Raw genomic sequence first — 16,562 nt, forward strand, 5'->3', positions numbered from 1 at the left:
CGGACGGAAAACCGTCACACACTTCTCTGGAATTGCTCCGGATCAGGGAATTGATGCGGGTCAGGCCGGGCGGCGCAGGCCGTTGCGGGCCTGGTCGAGCCGGACCGGCTGGTCGGGAATGGTTACCGCGAAGGTGGTGCGGCCGCCTCTGCTTTCGACAAGCTCCACCGTGCCGCCATGGGCGCGGATCAATTCATAGGCGATTGCCAGGCCGAGCCCGGTGCCGCCACTGCGGGCCGAGCCGCGGAACGCCGCGAACAGGTTCTCGCGCGCTTTCGGCGGCAGGCCGGGGCCGGTGTCGGTGACGGTGATGCGGCTGACGCTGCCGACGCGCTCGGCCGACACTGCCAACCGGCGCACCACCGCACTTTCCGCGTCCGCCGCCATCGCCTGCACGGCGTTGCGGCAAAGATTGGTGAGCACGCGAAAAAGCTGATCGGAATCGGCATCCACCTCGAAAGCCAGATCGACGGCATTGACGAATTCGATGCCGCCTTCGGTGTCGAGCAGGCCGTGGACGTCGTCGACCAGTTGGCGCAGCCTAAGCCTGCGGCGCGAGGGCGGCGGCTCCTGGGTGCGGCCATAGGCGAGCACACCTTCCGAATAGGACACGGCACGATCGAGCGCCCGCAGCAGTTTCGGCGCGAAGGCCTGCACGGTCGGGTCCTTGACCTGGCGCAGACGATCCGACATCAGCTGCGCCGACGCCAGGATATTGCGCATATCATGGTTGATCTTCGACACGGCGAGGCCAAGGTCGGCGAGATGCTTCTGCTCGGAGAGCATCTTTTGCAGCCGCTCCTGCATCTGCGAGAGCTCGCGCTCTGCAACGCCGATCTCGTCGGCGCGGGCAGCAGGGCGGATGATCCGCCCGGGGTCGTCGGGCGCCTCGGAGAAGGCCAGCATCGAGCGCGTCATCGTCCGGATCGGGCCGATCATGATCAGGTCTATTGCGGCATAGACCAGCATGGCGGTGAACAGCGAGATCAGCAGCGAGACGAAGGCGACGTTGCGCGAATAGATGAGCATGGCATCGCGCAGGCTGTAGTCGGGCATGATCAGCTCGAATTCCTTGTCGCTGTCGCCGACCGGGCCGAAAACGCGCAGCATCCGCTCGCCGCCGAAAAACAGCGTGTCCAAAGCGCCGGTCATGCCCTCGACCAGGCCGACATTGGCGATGTCGATATGTTCATCGACGTGCGGCGGCATCTCAGCCACGACCAGAAGCCGCGAGACGCCGCCGTCGCGCACGGCGATCGCCTTGGCGCCGATCGCCATCAGCACGTCGTTCTGGGCGGCGCGGGACAGCGAGGCGGGCTCTCCCTGCACCAGCACGATCGAGACGGCCGCAGCGGTGCTCAGCCTCTCCTTAAGCCAACTCAGCCGGTAGCTGGCGATCCAGGGCAGAAAGATAAGGACCTCGGCCAGGAGCACGAAGACGATGGTAAGCAGCAGGAGCTTTGTCGACAATCCACGCGACAAAGGCACCCTCCGGGCGGCCGCCGTCGCCCGATCGGTCCTTTCCTCCGCGGATGGGATTTCACTCATGTAGCTTTTTTCTTCACGATCGCTTGATCAGCCAAGATTAGGCCATTGCGGCTTTTTTGCCAATTTCATCCTTCGTCCCAATACGGGATGATACCGCCCAGACTTCGGCCATCACACTTCAGCCAATCGGCTGAGGCGCCGGATGTCGGCGCCGGATTGACTTCCAAAACCCTTCTTTCTATAAGCCCGCTCACGCTCGGGCCATTCGTCCCGGCGCGGTTTCGATCGCGCCAAAGCCGGCCCGGCAAAGCTCCTGTTACAGAGTGACAGAATCAAGAAGGGCCGCACCCCGCGGTATTAAAACAAATGAAGCGTACTTACCAACCGTCCAAACTCGTCCGCAAACGCCGGCACGGTTTTCGTGCCCGCATGGCCACCAAGGGTGGTCGTGGCGTCGTCGCAGCCCGCCGCAACCGCGGTCGCAAGCGGCTCAGCGCCTGAACGGAAGACGAGATCGTTGCCCGCAACCGGCAAGCCAGTGGGAGCACATCCCAAGCGGCTTCTGAAACGCGCGGAATTCCTGGCTGTCCGGCGTGGCGAGAAGCGCCGCGGGCGGCTTTTTCTCGTCGAGGTTCTGGGCCGCAGCGATGCAGACGCGCCTCGCGTCGGCTACACGGTCACCAAGAAGGTCGGCAATGCAGTCGTCCGCAACCGCATCCGGCGGCGGCTGAGAGAAGCCGTGCGCACGCATGCCACGGGTGACATGGAGCCTGGCAATGACTATGTCATCGTCGGGCGCGAAGATGTGCTTACTATTCCGTTCGGCCAGTTGAAAGCCGAACTCTCCCGCAGACTGCGCGGAACACGATAGGCCAAGGCTTTCGATGGAAAACAACCGGAACTTCTTCATCACCATCGCGCTGTCGGTGCTGATCCTGTCGCTTTGGCAGTATTTTTACGTGATGCCTTACAGCGAGGCGCAACGCGAGGCGGCCCGTATACAAGAGCAGCGGATTGCGGAGCAGAAGAAGGCGGCCGAAGGCGCCAGTCCGGGCAGCAGCGAAACGCCGGTGCCGCAGCAAGGCGCCATTCCTAATGCACCCAATGCACCGGGGACCGATGGCGCGACGCCTGCCGGCCGCGAGCAGGCGCTGGCGTCGACGACGCGCGTCAGGATCGACACGCCGAGCCTGGAGGGCTCGATCAATCTCACCGGCGCCCGTCTCGACGACCTCAAGCTCAAGCACTACACGCTGACGGTCGACAAAAACTCGCCCGAGATCGAACTACTCAACCCGGCAGCGCTGCCCACCGGCTACTATGCCGAGATCGGATTTGTCGGCAGCGACAAGACCGGCACGGTGCCAGGCCCGGAAACCGTGTGGACCGTCGATGGCAATGCGACGCTGACGCCGGCAACCCCGGTTACGCTGAGCTTCACCAACGACAAGGGCCTGACCTTCAAGCGCACCTTCTCCGTCGACAGCGACTATATGTTCACGGTCTCGGACACGGTGCAGAATTCAGGCTCAACCCCAGTCACCCTGTCGAATTACGGCCGCGTCACCCGCTTCGACAAGCCTGCCGTTGCCAGCATCTATGTGCTGCATGAAGGGCTGATCGGCGTCACCGGCACGGAAGGCCTGCAGGAACACAAATACGCGGCCGTCGAGGAGGACAAGCAGTACACGCCGGGCAAGTCGACCGATGGCTGGCTGGGCATCACCGACAAATACTGGGCGGTGACGCTGGTGCCGACCGAGAAGCAGCCGTTCCAGCCGCGTTACGCTTATTTCGAGGACGGCCGCCCGCGCTACCAAGCCGACTTCCTCACCGACCCGATCACCGTCGATGCCGGCCAGTCGGCGACGGTCGAGACCGAAATCTTCGCCGGCGCCAAGGAAGTCGCCAAGGTCAACGCCTATGCGGAAGATCGCCATATCAGGCTGTTCGACCGTTTGATCGACTGGGGTTGGTTCATCTGGATCACCAAGCCGATGTTCTACCTGATCGACACGATGTACAAATTCTTCGGCAATTTCGGCGTGGCTATCCTGGCCACCACCGTCGTCGTCAAGGCCCTCTTCTTCCCGCTCGCCAACAAGTCCTACGCATCGATGGCGAACATGAAGAAGGTGCAGCCCAAGATGCTCGAGATCCGCGAGAAATACGCGGACGACAAGATGAAGCAGCAACAGGCGATGATGGAGCTCTACAAGACCGAGAAGATCAATCCGCTCGCCGGCTGCTGGCCGGTGGCGCTGCAGATCCCGGTCTTCTTCGCGCTTTACAAGGTGCTCTACATCACCATCGAGATGCGGCACGCACCGTTCTTCGGCTGGATCCAGGATTTGGCGGCGCCGGATCCGACCTCGATCTTCAACCTGTTCGGCCTCATCCCGATCGACCTGCCGCATATGTTGATGATCGGCGTTTGGCCGCTGATCATGGGCGTTACCATGTTCCTGCAGATGCGCATGAACCCGACGCCGCCGGACCCGACGCAGGCCATGATCTTCACCTGGATGCCGGTGGTCTTCACTTTCATGATGGCGGGTTTTCCGGCCGGCCTCGTCATCTACTGGGCCTGGAACAACCTGCTTTCGATCATCCAGCAAGGCGTGATCATGAAGCGGCAGGGCGCCAAGATCGAATTGTGGGACAATCTGGTCGCGCTGTTCCGGAAGAAACCGTCGCCGGCGGAATAGAAGGCGCTCGCTTTTTGTGAATCCAGAAAAGCCCCGGTCAGTTCACAGACCGGGGCCTTTTTTTCAAACAAGCCGAGCCGCCAGCAAATGGCGAAACCAGTGGTCCGGCGGTAGACGCCGCCGCGGCACATCCCTATAGCTCGCTCTCGTTTCAGGAGCGCTCCGTCGATGAACAGGTAAGGATGATCCGCTGCGCACGCGGTTGGTGCTGCCTGGCGGATCACGCTATTTTGACCTTGCCTGTTATTTCGTCGATGGAGCCACACCATGATCGGACCCAACCCCAATATCAAGCACCCGATCCCGATGCATAGTCGCGTCGGTTTCCTGAAGGGACTGGTCACGGCGTCGAACATCGAGATCGGCGACTTCACCTATTATGACGATCCGGACGGGCCGGACAAATTCGCCGAGCGATGCGTGCTGCATCATTATCCATTCATCGGCGACCGGCTGATCATCGGCAAGTTCTGCGCCATCGCCGAGGGCGCGCGCTTCATCATGAACGGCGCCAATCATGCCATGTCCGGCTTTTCGACCTATCCGTTCAACATCTTCGGTCATGGCTGGGAAGAGGGTTTCGACCCGGCGACTTGGTCGAAGGAATTGCGCGGCGACACAGTGCTCGGCAATGATGTATGGATCGGGATGGAAGCGGCGATCCTGCCCGGCGTGACGATCGGCCATGGCGCCATCGTTGCGGCAAAATCGGTGGTGACGCATGACGTGCCACCCTATGCGATCGTCGCCGGCAATGCGGCCAAGGTGGTGAAAATGCGCTTCGACGACAGGACCATCCGGCGGCTTTTGGCGGCGGCGTGGTGGGATTGGCCGGTGGAAAAGATCAGCCGCAACCTCAACGCCATTCGGGGCGCCGATATTTCTCTTCTGGAGGCAGCGGTTTGAACGCGTTGAACAAGAGCGTGATCGGCATCGAGCTATTCACGCGGCCGTGGATCTTCATCCGCGGCGTGCCAGCGATGAAGTTCCTGCCGCCTGAGGGGCCGCCGGAGATCGCCTTTGCCGGCCGCTCGAATGTCGGCAAATCGTCCCTGATCAACGCCCTGGTCAATCAGAAGGGGCTGGCGCGCACGTCCAACACGCCGGGGCGGACGCAGGAACTCAATTATTTCGTTCCGGGTGGATTTTCCGGCGAAGGCACCGACCTGCCGCCGATGGCGCTGGTCGACATGCCGGGCTACGGCTACGCCACCGCGCCCAAGGAGAAGGTCGACGACTGGACGAAACTCGTCTTCGACTATCTCAAGGGCCGGGTCACGCTGAAGCGGGTCTATGTGCTGATCGACGCCCGCCATGGCATCAAGGCCAAGGATGACGAAGTGCTGTCGCTGCTCGACAAGGCGGCGGTCTCCTACCAGATCGTGCTGACCAAGACCGACAAGATCAAGGCGGCCGGCGTGCCGCGATTGATCGAAGAGACACTGCAGAAGATCAAGAAGCGGCCGGCCGCGTTTCCGTTCGTTCTCGCCACGTCGTCGGAAAAGAGCGAGGGCCTTGAGGAATTGCGCGCGGCGATCGTGCTGGCGGCCAATGGCGGCTAATGCATGTCGCGCAAAAGTGTGCAGCGGTTTTGAGATAACGACATGCATAAAACAACAACCTAAAGCGCGTCGCGTGAGGCCGGTCAAACCCGACGCGCTTTTAGGACTTTGCCTCTAGTGCTATCGTCTGGGTGCTTTCTTCCGTAGCAAGCCTTTCTGTGCCGTAAGCCTTCAGGAACATGCCGACGCCCGACCTGACGATGTGGTCGATTTCATCCGGGCTCGGCGCTTTGGTGCGGTAGGCGAATATGCACTGGCGGAAGAGACCTGCCAGGCACAGTTCGGTGAACTGATAGGCGGCAAGGTCGACATCGTCGATCTTGAGCAGGCCGCGTTCGACGGCGGCATTGAGAAAAACAACGACCTTGTCGTGGCCGCGTTTCGGGCCGCGTTCGTAAAAACGCGCGCCAAGTTCGGGAATCCTGTCGGACGCGCCGATTACCGTGCGCTGCGCCTGGATGACCTTGGCCGAGGTGATCTTGAGGGACAGCACCTTGCCGAACTTCACCAGCGTCTCGCGAAGGTCGTCGGCGCGGTCGAGCATATCGTACATGTTCTTGAAGATCGTGCCGCGCTCTTCCTCGATCAGCGCCTCGAACAGTTCTTCCTTGTTGGCGAAATAGACATAGATCGTGCCCTTGGAGACGCCGGCCTCGCGGGTGATGTCGTTCATCGACGCCGCTTCGAAGCCCTTGTCGATGAAGACGCGGCGCGCGCCCTCAATGATCTGGCTGCGCTTGACCGGGTCCTGTCCCGCCGCGGGGCGGCCGCGACGCAGGCCATCCAGCAGATCGCATTGGTCCTTGTCGGGTTCGGTCATAGTGTCACACCTCGAAAAATATTCGAACCGATCGGTTCGATCACCCTTGATATGGGCCGCTCTCCGCGCTAAGTCAAGTTCGCATCGAACCGAACGGTTCAGTCTTGCTGATTATTTCCAGAGAGATGCCCAGTTTCCAGAGAGATGCCAAGAGAGATCCCATGTCCTCGAACGCGACCCCAACCGCCGAAGTCCGTCCCTTCCCCAACGCCAAGATCGCGCCAGCAACGGAAGCGCCGAACGCACCGACTGAGCCGGCAATAAGTCCTCCGGCCGAGGCGCCGACGAAAAAGAAACGTTCGGCACGCTCCCTTCTGTTGCCGATCATCGCGCTTGGCTTGCTGGGCGCAGCTGCCTGGTATGGCTACGATTACTGGACCGACGGGCGCTTCATGATCTCAACCGACGACGCCTATGTCCAGGCCGACATGGCATTCATTTCGCCGAAAATTTCCGGCTATGTCGATCAGGTCAAGGTGACCGAGAACCAGCAGGTCAAGGCCGGCGACCCGCTGCTGGTCGTCGACAATGGCGACTACAAAATAGCGGTCGCCCAAGCCGAGGCCCAGATCGCCACCTTGAGCAAGACGCTCGACCGTATCGACGCCCAGACCGAGGCGGCGCGTGCATCGCTCGAGCAGGCGCAGGCGCAGAAGACCGCCGATCAGGCCGCCGCCGCCAATGCGGCGCGTGTTCAAACGCGCGCCGCCCAATTGCTCAAGACACATGTCGGCACCCAGGCCCAGCTGGATGATGCCCAGACCGCGGTCGAACAGGCCAATGCCGCCCTTGTAGGTGCCGACGCCCAGATCGCCGCGGCGCAGGCCAATATCGGTGTGCTTCAGGCGCAGCGCGCGGAGACGGCGAGCACGCTGGCGTCGCTGCAGCTTGCCCGGGACAAGGCCGCGCGGGACCTGTCCTTCACCGTGCTGCGCGCGCCCTATGACGGTGTGGTCGGCAACCGCTCGGTCGAGCAGGGCGACCTGATCAGCCCCGGACAGAAGCTCGCCGTCATCGTGCCGATGGACAAGCTCTACATCGTCGCCAATTTCAAGGAGACCCAGCTTGCCCGGCTGGTGCCCGGCGAAAAGGTCCGGATATCGGTCGACGCGATCGACGGCCAGGATTTCGAAGGCACCGTCTCGTCCCTGGCGCCGGCATCCGGCGCGGTGTTCTCGCTGCTGCCACCGGAAAACGCCACCGGCAATTTCACCAAGGTCGTGCAGCGCGTCCCGGTTCGCATCGACGTGCCGGCGGATGTGCTGAAGACAGGCAAGCTGCGCGCCGGCCTCAGCGTCGTCGTGGCCGTCGACAGCCGCACCGCGCCGGCCGCGTCGAACTGAGCGGCCGCTTGGGAGCACTGGCATGGCAACCGCGACCTTGACAGCAGGATCGCCGCCGGCGAGGCCGGCTACGCCTGACACGATTTCCACACGCCGCATCATCGCCTTCCTGGCGATGGTGTTCGGCATGTTTATGGCGATCCTCGACATCCAGATCGTTTCGGCCTCGCTGGCCGAGATCCAGGCGGGCTTGAGCGCCAGCTCCGACGAAATCCCGTGGGTGCAGACTGCCTATCTGATCGCCGAAGTCATCATGATCCCGCTGTCCGGTTTTCTCAGCCGGATGCTGTCGACGCGCGTGCTGTTCACCGTCTCCGCGGCTGGCTTCACCGCCGCGAGCGCGCTGGCGGCGACCGCCACCAACATCGACCAGATGATCGTCTACCGCGCCATCCAGGGCTTCATCGGCGGCGGCATGATTCCAAGCGTCTTCGCTGCCGCCTTCACCATCTTCCCGCCGTCGCGCCGCGCCATGGTGTCGCCGATGATCGGTCTGGTGGCGACGCTGGCGCCGACCATCGGCCCGACTGTCGGCGGCTATATAAGCCATGCCACGTCCTGGCACTGGCTGTTTCTGATCAACGTGGTGCCCGGCATCCTGGTGACCGCCGCGGCGTGGTCGCTGATCGACTTCGACAAGCCAAATCTCAGCCTGTTCCGCAAGTTCGACTGGTGGGGCCTTGCCGGCATGGCGGCTTTCCTCGGTTCGCTGGAATATGTGCTCGAGGAAGGTCCTAACAACGACTGGCTTCAGGACCAGGCCGTGTTCATCTGCGCCATCCTGATGACAGCCGGCGCCGTGCTGTTCTTCTGGCGCGCCTTCACAGCCGAGGAGCCGATCGTCGACCTGAAGGCCTTCACCAACGTCAACTTCGCTTTCGGCTCGCTGTTCTCCTTCGTCATCGGCATCGGTCTCTACGGTCTGACCTATCTCTATCCGGTATATCTCGGGCGTATCCGCGGCTACGATTCCCTGATGATCGGTGAGGCGCTGTTCGTCAGCGGCCTGGCGATGTTCGTCACCGCGCCCATTTCCGGCATTCTGTCGCGCAAGATGGATCCGCGGCTGATGATGATGATCGGCTTCTTCGGCTTCGCTGCCGGCACCTGGCGCATGACCTATCTGACCGCCGACTGGGATTTCTGGGAGCTTTTGGTGCCGCAGATCCTGCGTGGTGCCTCGATGATGCTGTGCATGGTGCCGATCAACAACATCGCACTGGGAACGCTGCCGCCTGACCGGCTTAAGAATGCATCCGGCCTGTTCAACCTCACCCGCAATCTCGGTGGCGCCGTCGGCCTTGCCGTCATCAACACCGTGCTGATCGACCGCAACGCATTCCACTACGCAAGGCTGGCCGAGCATGTGCAATGGGGCAGTGCCGAGGCGCAAACCAAGCTGCAGAACATGACGCTCGACTTCCAGCAGAATTCCGGCCTGGACGCGTCCAAGGCGGCGATCTCCAAACTGTCTGCTATGGTCCAGCAGCAGGCTTCGCTGCTGTCCTTCATGGACGTGTTCTATCTCTTGACGGCGCTGTTCGCCACGCTGGCGATCTTCACCATGGTCATCCGCAAGCCGGCAGAGCAGGCTGGCGGAGGTGGCGGACATTGATCGTGCAACTTTGCGCGTCCAAAAGGACGCGCGGCGCTCTAATGCATGTCGCGCAAAAGTGCGCAGCGGTTTTGCGATAACGACATGCATAAGACAACAACCTAAAGCGCGTCGCGTGAGGCCGGTCAAACGCGAGCGCTTTAGGTCAGGCGGTGGCCGGCTTGAAGGTCAAGGCGACGCCGTTGATGCAATGACGCAGGCCGGTCGGCGGCGGGCCATCGTCGAAGACATGGCCGAGATGACCACCGCAACGGCGGCAATGGACCTCGGTTCGGGTCATGCCGAGAGACCTGTCCACGGTCTTGCCGACGGCGTTGGGAAGCTCCTGCCAGAAGCTCGGCCAGCCGGTGCCGGAATCGAACTTCGTCTCAGAGGAATAGAGCGGCAGGTCGCAGCCGGCACAGGCGAAGATGCCTTTGCGGTGCTCGTTGAGCAGCGGACTGGTGCCGGGATATTCGGTGCCTTCCTTGCGCAGCACATTGAAGGCCGCATCGGACAGGATGGCGCGCCACTCGGCCTCGGTCTTGGTGACCTCGAAGGTTTCGGCGGCGTGCGCATCCTGCGGCCGGCCCATGCGCAGCGTTGCTGCCGTGCCTGCCAACAATGCCACAGCGGCGGCACCGCTCCAAAGAAAGTCGCGCCGGATCATCACCATTCCTCCTCTGTCCATTTGCCAAATTCGACAGTCACATGGAAATCAAAAGCTAGTGACGGCCAGTTCCTGACAACCGGCATTCCGCACCTGCCCCACGCCTACAGCGGACGGCGCGGATTGTACGCTTGTCGATTGCGCGGGTCACGCAAGCGGAACCCGCGCAGTCGGCATGGAACCTCAGCCATATCTTCGTTGGCGACGACCGCTTTGTTACATCTTCGGCAGGAGAACCTTGTCGATGACGTGGATAACGCCGTTCGACTGCTCGACATCGGCGACCGTCACATTGGCGACATTGCCGTTCTCGTCCGTCGCGGTGACGTTGCCGTCGTCGGCCTTGAGCGTCAGTTCGCAGCCGCCAACCGTCTTGACCTTATGCGCGCCACCATCGTCCATGGCCATCTTGGCGACGTCGGCGGCCATCGCCTTGGCACCGATGACATGGCAGGTCAGGATCTTGACCAGCTTGTCCTTGTTTTCGGGCTTGAGCAGCGTGTCGACGGTGCCGGCCGGAAGGGCGGCAAAGGCCTCGTTGGTCGGCGCGAACACAGTGAAGGGACCGGCACTCTGCAGCGTGTCGACGAGACCACCGGCCTTGACGGCTGCAACCAGCGTCGTGTGATCCTTCGAGTTGACGGCGTTCTCGACGATGTTCTTGGTGGCATACATGGCGGCGCCGCCGACCATCGGATTCTGGGCATAGGCGGCAGTGGCGAGCGCGGAAACGGCGACCGTGCCGGCAAGCAAAAGGGTGGCGAATTTACGCATGATCTCAATCTCCTCGGGTTTGTCGTTCCCCTCTTTGGGGCGCAAGCAGATACGGAAGATGAGTGTTTGAGTTTCGACGTTCGGGAAAAATTTAGTTTTTCGCAATTCGAGCGGGGGTTTTCAAAGGGTTAGCCGTTCAAGGATGTATTCTTACGGGCCAACGCCATCACAGGCGATAGATTTGACATCTTCTGGAAAGCAGATAGGTGGCGATCAGATGCTCTTCAAATCGCCCGCAGCGACCACAGGGCCGGTCGGCTGACCTGTCGGCGAACCGCCGGCCGGCTCGAGGCTGACCGCAAGCACGGCGCCCTGTGCAAGCTTTTCCTGCACGGCCGGCGCAATGGTCATATGGGCGATCTGACCGGCCGGGATGATGCCCATCGAGACCGGCGCATTCTTGCCCTCGATCATCCACAGTTCGAAATCCTTGCCGGCGGCACGCTCACCGGAGACATGCGACAGGCCGATCTTGCGATGGGCAGCGTCATAGACGGCAAGATATCTGACGTCGCTGCCGTCAGCGGTCAGTGATGCGACAAGCCGCGGCGGTTCGACCGGCGGGTTGAGGTAAGGCACGGCGATGGTGATCGCCAGCGCTGCGACAGAAGCGGCAGCAAGACCGCGCCAGAAGGCAAGGCTCGACCAGAGGCCGGAGCGAGGTTCTGCCACGAACAGCCGGCGATCCAATGCCTCCTTGACCCTAATCGGCGGCTCTGTCTCCGGATAGGCGGCGGCCATCGGCGAAAGACGCGCCTCCCAGGCATCGACAAGGCGCGCGAAAGTGGCGTCCGCGTCGATACGGCGTGACGCGATCTCGCGTTCGTCCGCGTCCAGCACACCAAGAACGTATTCGGCGGCGAACAGGTCGTCGCCCCCAGGTTCCGATCCGTCATCCTGCGCCAGCGTCATCTTTCCAGACACTCCCTGAGCTTCAACAGGCTGCGCCGCAGCCAGGTCCGCATCGTGTTCAGCGGCACGCCATGGCGTACGGCCAGTTCGGCATAGCTTTCGCCCTGGAGATAGGCGCCCCGGACGGCCGCCGCCCGGTCCTTTTCCAATTCATCGAGACAACGATAGATGCGCTCCGATTCACCGCCCGCAACAACCGCAGCCTCCGGTCCCGGTGCCGGATCGGCCACCTCGAGCGCAGCATCGATATAGGTGGCAGGCTCTCGCCGCGCCCTTATCCGATCGATCGCATGATTGCGCGCAATGGCCACCAGCCAGGAGATCGGGCTTAGCTCCGAGACGGCGAAACGGTCCGCCTTCGTCCATATCTTGACGAAGACCTCCTGCAGCGCCTCTTCTGCCTCTCCCCGGTCCTTCAATACACGAAGGCAGACGCCGAACAGTTTCGCGCTGGTCTGCCGGTACAGCAGATCGAACGCAGCCCGGTCCTTCATCGAAGTCCGGACCATCAGGTTGCTGATGTCCTGCGGCGTCATCGGCTGCCAAATTAGGCAATTGCAATGTATTTGCAACGGCCGAAGCGTTCTTGTGCACCGGGAGCGTCGTCGACTTCGATTGCCAAGAAAATCCCCAACCGCTAGCCTTCTCATAGCGGGGAGAGCGGCAATGTCGGTTGAACGGGTCTTGTGGGAGCACGACGCAACCGGGCTTGCCAGCTTGGTGCGCAAGGGCGAGATCGCGCCGCAGGAGCTCGTCGATGCCGCGATTGCGCGAGCCGAGGCCACCCGCCCGGACATCAACGCCATCGCCGAGCCGCTTTACGAGGCGGCGCGGACGCGGGCGAAAACCATCGACCGCAAGCTGCCGCTGGCCGGTGTGCCCTTTGCACTGAAGGATCTCGGCATCGCCATGAAAGGCGTGCCTACGCATGGCGGCAGCCGCATTCCGGCTTTCGTTGCCGATTTCGATTCGGTGATGACCGAACGCCATCTGGCCGCCGGCCTTGTCCCGATCGCCACCAGCACTTCGCCCGAACATGGGCTGAGGCTGATGACCGAATCCGCCGCTTTCGGCATCACCCGCAATCCGTGGAATACGGCGCATACCAGCGGCGGCTCGTCTGGAGGTGCGGCGGCGCTGGTCGCGGCCGGTGTCGTGCCGGTGGCACATGCTTCGGATGGCGGCGGCTCGATCCGCGTTCCCGCCGCCTGCACCGGGCTGGTCGGACTGAAAACCTCGCGCGGCCGTGTGCCGCTGTCGCCGCTCGTCACCGAAAGCTGGTACGGTCTGGTCGTCGACCACGCCGTTGCCCGCTCGGTCCGTGATTCAGCCTTTCTGCTCGACCTAACCCATGGACCCGATCCGCTGTCACCGTATGCGGCGCCGCCCCCGAGAGGAACTTTTGCCGCCGCAGCAGTGCGTGACCCCGGCAAGCTGAAACTGGCCGTCTACCGGAAATCGCCGCTCGGCCTGCCGATATCGGCCGAGACGCTGACGGCGCTGGACACCGCTGTGGCATTGGCGCGCGAAGGTGGCCACACGATCGAGGAGATCGATCTCCCCTATATCGGTCGCGACTTCATCGCCGATTTCGCCAGGACGGTGGCTGCGGCAGTCGCCGGCGCGATGCGCATTGAGGTCTTGCGTGTCGGCCGCTCCGTTTCGGGCGACGTCGAGCGCGCCACCCGTCTGATGAGCCGCTTCGGCGAGATCGTCTCGGCCGGCGAGATCTATGCCGGCCTGCAGCGGCTGCATGCCACGTCGCGCCGCCTGATCACCGAGACCACGCCGTACGATGCCGTGCTGATGCCGGTTATCGCCCATCCGCCGCTCGCCTGCGGGGCCATGGACCCGAAGGGCGCCGACGCGTTCATAGAGGACGTCCTCGACAGGCTGCGCCTCGCCCGTCTGCTGAAATTCAAGCCGCTGTTCGGCCAGTTGATGGACAAAAGCCTGTGGTTCACGCACTGGCCGGCGATCCAGAACGTCAGCGGCCAGCCATCGATCGCGCTGCCTGTTCACGTCACCGATGCCGGCCTGCCGCTCGGCATCCAGGCCGCCGGCCGACCCGGCGATGAGGAGACCTTGTTGTCCTTCGCCGCGCAAATGGAGAAGATTTCGGGATGGCAGGCGCGGCGGGCGCCGCTGCGAATGCCAGCATAGAAGCGGCCGATTCCACCTGATGTGACAGCAAAGCCGTTTGCCCCCTGCTCCAATTCCCGCTAAGACGCCGCCGTTCATGCCAAGCTGGGAACCATGCCGATGACGGACGTCGCCGCCACCGCCGAAATGCAGGCCGCGCTGCTTTCGAGGGCACTGCCCTACATGCAGCGCTACGAAAACAAGACGGTCGTGGTGAAATATGGCGGCCACGCCATGGGCGATATTGCGCTCGGCAAGGCCTTCGCCCGCGACATCGCGCTGCTGAAACAATCGGGCGTCAATCCGATCGTCGTCCATGGCGGCGGGCCGCAGATCGGCGCCATGCTAAGCAAGATGGGCATCGAATCGAAGTTTGAGGGCGGCCTGCGCGTCACCGACCAGAAGACGGTCGAGATCGTGGAGATGGTGCTGGCCGGCTCGATCAACAAGGAAATCGTGGCGCTGATCAATGCCGAGGGCGAATGGGCCATCGGCCTGTGCGGCAAGGACGGCAACATGGTTTTCGCCGAAAAGGCACGCAAGACCTTGATCGACCCGGACTCCAATATCGAGCGCGTGCTCGATCTCGGCTTTGTCGGCGAGCCGGTTGAGGTCGACCGCACGTTGCTCGACCTTCTGGCGCGCTCCGAAATGATCCCGGTGCTGGCGCCTGTGGCGCCCGGCCGCGACGGCCATACCTACAACATCAATGCCGACACCTTTGCCGGCGCCATCGCCGGCGCCTGCCAGGCGACACGCCTTCTGTTCCTCACCGACGTGCCCGGCGTGCTCGACAAGAACAAGAAGCTGATCGATGAGCTGACCGTGGCCGAGGCCAAGGCCTTGATCAGGGACGGCACGGTGTCGGGCGGCATGATCCCCAAGGTCGAGACCTGCATCGAGGCGATCGAGCGCGGCGTCGAAGGCGTCGTCATCCTCAACGGCAAGACGCCGCATTCTGTGCTGCTCGAACTGTTTACCGAACACGGCGCCGGCACGCTGATCGTGCCGTGAGCGCAGGCTGACAGCTTGTCGGCCAGAAATCCAGGGCGGCGCAGGCGCCAGGGCAAACTCATCGCCTGAGGTGCCCAAGCGGCACGTGGCCCGGCCCCTTGATGTTCTGCAGCACGAGCTGCGTGTGGACATCGCGCACGCCGTCGAGCCGCATCAGCCGATGCATGACGAAGGCGTTGAGCTCGTCGACCGACGGCACCATCACATGCAGCAGGAAATCGTAGTCGCCGGTCATCGTCCAGCAGGACGACACCTCGTCCATGCGCTGCACGGCGGCGATGAAGGTTTCGGGCGAACCATCGCTGTGGGTTACGAGGCGCACCTGAATGAACACTTCGACCATCAGGCCGATGGCGCGGCGGCTGAGCACAGCGGCAAAGCCCTTGATGATGCCGGCGCTCTGAAGAGCCTCGAAGCGGCGCGCGCATGGCGTCGTCGAAAGGCCGATCTCCTGGGCCAGTTCGGACACCGGCTTGCGTCCGTCACGTTGCAAGATATCGAGCATCTTGATCTCAAAATCGTCAAACTGAGGCACTTTCACTCTCCTACAGCTTTGCTGTGGTGGCTTTTACCTCAAATCGCCTGTTCGGGCCATCATCAAAGCGGATTTGCCTCACCGGACCCGGCTAAACTTTTATGATTAATCGTGATTTCCAGGGAGAACAGCCATGACGATGAGCGTTGCCGATTATGCCCGCGAATGCGCGGCGCAAGGCCTTCGCGGCGACTATTCGGTCTGCCGTCCCGATTTCACCGTGGAGCAGAGCTACAACTACACCGCTGACGAGCAGGCGGTGTGGCGTACACTGTGCGACCGCCAGACGAAGCTGACGCAAAAGCTGGCACACCGGTCCTATCTCGACGGCGTCGCCACGCTGGGCCTGCTCGACAAGATTCCGGATTTCGGTGTCGTCAGCGAAAAACTGCGCAAGCTTACAGGTTGGGAAATCGTCGCCGTGCCGGGCCTCATTCCCGCACCAGCCTTCTTCGTCCACCTCGCCAACCGCCGCTTCCCGGTGACCAACTGGCTACGGACGAAACAAGAGCTCGACTACATCGTCGAGCCGGACATGTTCCACGACTTCTTCGGCCATGTGCCGGCGCTGACGCAGCCGGTCTTTGCCGATTTCATGCAGATGTATGGCGAGAAGGCCGAGCATCTGATCGCGCTCGGCGGCGACGAGATGATCAGCCGCCTCTACTGGTACACTGTCGAATACGGGCTGATCCAGGAAGCAGGCCAACCGCTGAAGGCTTTCGGCGCCGGGCTGATGTCGTCCTTTGCGGAACTTCAATTCGCGATTGAAAGCAAGGACGCGCACCATGTCCCCTTCGATCTGGAAACGGTGATGCGCACCAGCTATGAGATCGACAAGTTCCAGCGCGCCTATTTCGTGCTGCCGTCCTTCGACGTTTTGCGCGATGCCTTCCAGAACGTCGCTGGCCTGGCAGCGATCGTCGGACGACACAAGGGCAAGCCGGCGCTCGACCCGGCGAAACTTTAGGCCTGGGCAGGCTCGGACGCTCGCAGCCGA

The 16,562-nt window shown here is 62.4% G+C and carries 17 protein-coding genes; 10 read left to right on the forward strand and 7 right to left on the reverse strand.

From position 1 onward, the window contains the following. Positions 1–60: 60 nt before the first annotated feature. The gene (locus ACWTU8_RS14285; RefSeq protein WP_455848671.1) at positions 61–1,548 is read right to left on the reverse strand and encodes an ATP-binding protein; all 1,488 of its coding nucleotides are present in this window, start codon (positions 1,546–1,548) and stop codon (positions 61–63) included. Positions 1,549–1,854: 306 nt separating this feature from the next. Here ACWTU8_RS14285 and rpmH point away from each other — a divergent pair, with 306 nt between their 5' ends. The 5 genes from rpmH to yihA all read left to right on the forward strand — a co-directional run bounded on the left by rpmH (position 1,855) and on the right by yihA (position 5,758). Then, complete coding sequence (gene rpmH, locus ACWTU8_RS14290; protein WP_008833937.1) at positions 1,855–1,989, forward strand: 50S ribosomal protein L34; 135 nt, start codon at positions 1,855–1,857, stop codon at positions 1,987–1,989. Between the two features lie 16 nt (positions 1,990–2,005). Beyond that, on the forward strand, positions 2,006–2,359 hold the full coding sequence (gene rnpA, locus ACWTU8_RS14295; RefSeq protein WP_455848672.1) for a ribonuclease P protein component: 354 nt from the start codon (positions 2,006–2,008) through the stop codon (positions 2,357–2,359). A gap of 13 nt (positions 2,360–2,372) precedes the next feature. Then, positions 2,373–4,196, forward strand: coding sequence for a membrane protein insertase YidC (gene yidC, locus ACWTU8_RS14300; RefSeq protein ID WP_455848673.1), 1,824 nt, complete (start codon positions 2,373–2,375; stop codon positions 4,194–4,196). Positions 4,197–4,463: 267 nt separating this feature from the next. Next, entirely contained in the window at positions 4,464–5,102 is a 639-nt protein-coding gene (locus ACWTU8_RS14305) for a CatB-related O-acetyltransferase (protein ID WP_455848674.1), read from the forward strand. Continuing rightward, positions 5,099–5,758, forward strand: a complete 660-nt coding sequence (gene yihA, locus ACWTU8_RS14310; RefSeq protein WP_455848675.1) for a ribosome biogenesis GTP-binding protein YihA/YsxC — start codon at positions 5,099–5,101, stop codon at positions 5,756–5,758. Before ACWTU8_RS14305 ends, yihA begins: the two co-directional genes overlap by 4 nt. A gap of 100 nt (positions 5,759–5,858) precedes the next feature. Here the strand turns inward: yihA and ACWTU8_RS14315 are convergent, their stop codons facing one another. Beyond that, entirely contained in the window at positions 5,859–6,578 is a 720-nt protein-coding gene (locus ACWTU8_RS14315; RefSeq protein ID WP_065011606.1) for a TetR/AcrR family transcriptional regulator, read from the reverse strand. 161 nt (positions 6,579–6,739) lie between these two features. On the opposite strand from ACWTU8_RS14315, the gene ACWTU8_RS14320 reads away from it, so the two are divergent. Beyond that, positions 6,740–7,921, forward strand: a complete 1,182-nt coding sequence (locus ACWTU8_RS14320; RefSeq protein ID WP_455848676.1) for an HlyD family secretion protein — start codon at positions 6,740–6,742, stop codon at positions 7,919–7,921. A 22-nt stretch (positions 7,922–7,943) separates the two neighbouring features. Then, positions 7,944–9,536 carry a DHA2 family efflux MFS transporter permease subunit gene (locus ACWTU8_RS14325; protein WP_455848677.1) on the forward strand — a complete coding sequence of 531 codons (1,593 nt, stop codon included), beginning with the start codon at positions 7,944–7,946 and terminating at the stop codon, positions 9,534–9,536. A 145-nt stretch (positions 9,537–9,681) separates the two neighbouring features. Here the strand turns inward: ACWTU8_RS14325 and msrB are convergent, their stop codons facing one another. From msrB to ACWTU8_RS14345, 4 genes are all read right to left on the reverse strand, one after another. Further along, a complete protein-coding gene (gene msrB / locus ACWTU8_RS14330; RefSeq protein ID WP_455848678.1) occupies positions 9,682–10,185 on the reverse strand; it encodes a peptide-methionine (R)-S-oxide reductase MsrB in 504 nt (167 codons plus the stop codon). A gap of 216 nt (positions 10,186–10,401) precedes the next feature. Then, positions 10,402–10,959 carry a fasciclin domain-containing protein gene (locus ACWTU8_RS14335; RefSeq protein ID WP_455848679.1) on the reverse strand — a complete coding sequence of 186 codons (558 nt, stop codon included), beginning with the start codon at positions 10,957–10,959 and terminating at the stop codon, positions 10,402–10,404. A 213-nt stretch (positions 10,960–11,172) separates the two neighbouring features. Next, the gene (locus ACWTU8_RS14340; protein WP_455848680.1) at positions 11,173–11,871 is read right to left on the reverse strand and encodes an anti-sigma factor; all 699 of its coding nucleotides are present in this window, start codon (positions 11,869–11,871) and stop codon (positions 11,173–11,175) included. Further along, on the reverse strand, positions 11,868–12,407 hold the full coding sequence (locus ACWTU8_RS14345) for a sigma-70 family RNA polymerase sigma factor (protein ID WP_065011610.1): 540 nt from the start codon (positions 12,405–12,407) through the stop codon (positions 11,868–11,870). Before ACWTU8_RS14345 ends, ACWTU8_RS14340 begins: the two co-directional genes overlap by 4 nt. Positions 12,408–12,537: 130 nt before the next feature. Between ACWTU8_RS14345 and ACWTU8_RS14350 the strand changes: the two genes are divergently transcribed. Next, a complete protein-coding gene (locus tag ACWTU8_RS14350; RefSeq protein WP_455848681.1) occupies positions 12,538–14,034 on the forward strand; it encodes an amidase in 1,497 nt (498 codons plus the stop codon). 99 nt (positions 14,035–14,133) lie between these two features. Further along, positions 14,134–15,027: an acetylglutamate kinase gene (gene argB / locus ACWTU8_RS14355; protein WP_455848682.1), complete on the forward strand. Its 894-nt coding sequence runs from the start codon at positions 14,134–14,136 to the stop codon at positions 15,025–15,027. Between the two features lie 58 nt (positions 15,028–15,085). Here argB and ACWTU8_RS14360 read toward each other — a convergent pair whose 3' ends face one another. Beyond that, positions 15,086–15,562: an Lrp/AsnC family transcriptional regulator gene (locus ACWTU8_RS14360; RefSeq protein ID WP_029347288.1), complete on the reverse strand. Its 477-nt coding sequence runs from the start codon at positions 15,560–15,562 to the stop codon at positions 15,086–15,088. Positions 15,563–15,695: 133 nt separating this feature from the next. Here ACWTU8_RS14360 and phhA point away from each other — a divergent pair, with 133 nt between their 5' ends. Beyond that, a complete protein-coding gene (gene phhA, locus ACWTU8_RS14365; RefSeq protein WP_455848683.1) occupies positions 15,696–16,532 on the forward strand; it encodes a phenylalanine 4-monooxygenase in 837 nt (278 codons plus the stop codon). The last annotated feature ends 30 nt before the right edge of the window (positions 16,533–16,562 follow it).

This window comes from Mesorhizobium sp. BHbdii (genome assembly GCF_053848045.1).

What these genes read in the sequence shown, in the direction of transcription:
- msrB (WP_455848678.1), bottom strand. Translation starts at nt 10,185, where the DNA reads ATGATCCGGCGCGACTTTCTTTGGAGCGGTGCCGCCGCTGTGGCATTG.
- ACWTU8_RS14340 (WP_455848680.1), bottom strand. Translation starts at nt 11,871, where the DNA reads ATGACGCTGGCGCAGGATGACGGATCGGAACCTGGGGGCGACGACCTG.
- argB (WP_455848682.1), top strand. Translation starts at nt 14,134, where the DNA reads ATGACGGACGTCGCCGCCACCGCCGAAATGCAGGCCGCGCTGCTTTCG.
- ACWTU8_RS14285 (WP_455848671.1), bottom strand. Translation starts at nt 1,548, where the DNA reads ATGAGTGAAATCCCATCCGCGGAGGAAAGGACCGATCGGGCGACGGCG.
- ACWTU8_RS14335 (WP_455848679.1), bottom strand. Translation starts at nt 10,959, where the DNA reads ATGCGTAAATTCGCCACCCTTTTGCTTGCCGGCACGGTCGCCGTTTCC.
- rpmH (WP_008833937.1), top strand. Translation starts at nt 1,855, where the DNA reads ATGAAGCGTACTTACCAACCGTCCAAACTCGTCCGCAAACGCCGGCAC.
- ACWTU8_RS14305 (WP_455848674.1), top strand. Translation starts at nt 4,464, where the DNA reads ATGATCGGACCCAACCCCAATATCAAGCACCCGATCCCGATGCATAGT.
- yidC (WP_455848673.1), top strand. Translation starts at nt 2,373, where the DNA reads ATGGAAAACAACCGGAACTTCTTCATCACCATCGCGCTGTCGGTGCTG.
- ACWTU8_RS14325 (WP_455848677.1), top strand. Translation starts at nt 7,944, where the DNA reads ATGGCAACCGCGACCTTGACAGCAGGATCGCCGCCGGCGAGGCCGGCT.
- phhA (WP_455848683.1), top strand. Translation starts at nt 15,696, where the DNA reads ATGACGATGAGCGTTGCCGATTATGCCCGCGAATGCGCGGCGCAAGGC.
- ACWTU8_RS14345 (WP_065011610.1), bottom strand. Translation starts at nt 12,407, where the DNA reads ATGACGCCGCAGGACATCAGCAACCTGATGGTCCGGACTTCGATGAAG.
- ACWTU8_RS14320 (WP_455848676.1), top strand. Translation starts at nt 6,740, where the DNA reads ATGTCCTCGAACGCGACCCCAACCGCCGAAGTCCGTCCCTTCCCCAAC.
- ACWTU8_RS14350 (WP_455848681.1), top strand. Translation starts at nt 12,538, where the DNA reads ATGTCGGTTGAACGGGTCTTGTGGGAGCACGACGCAACCGGGCTTGCC.
- ACWTU8_RS14315 (WP_065011606.1), bottom strand. Translation starts at nt 6,578, where the DNA reads ATGACCGAACCCGACAAGGACCAATGCGATCTGCTGGATGGCCTGCGT.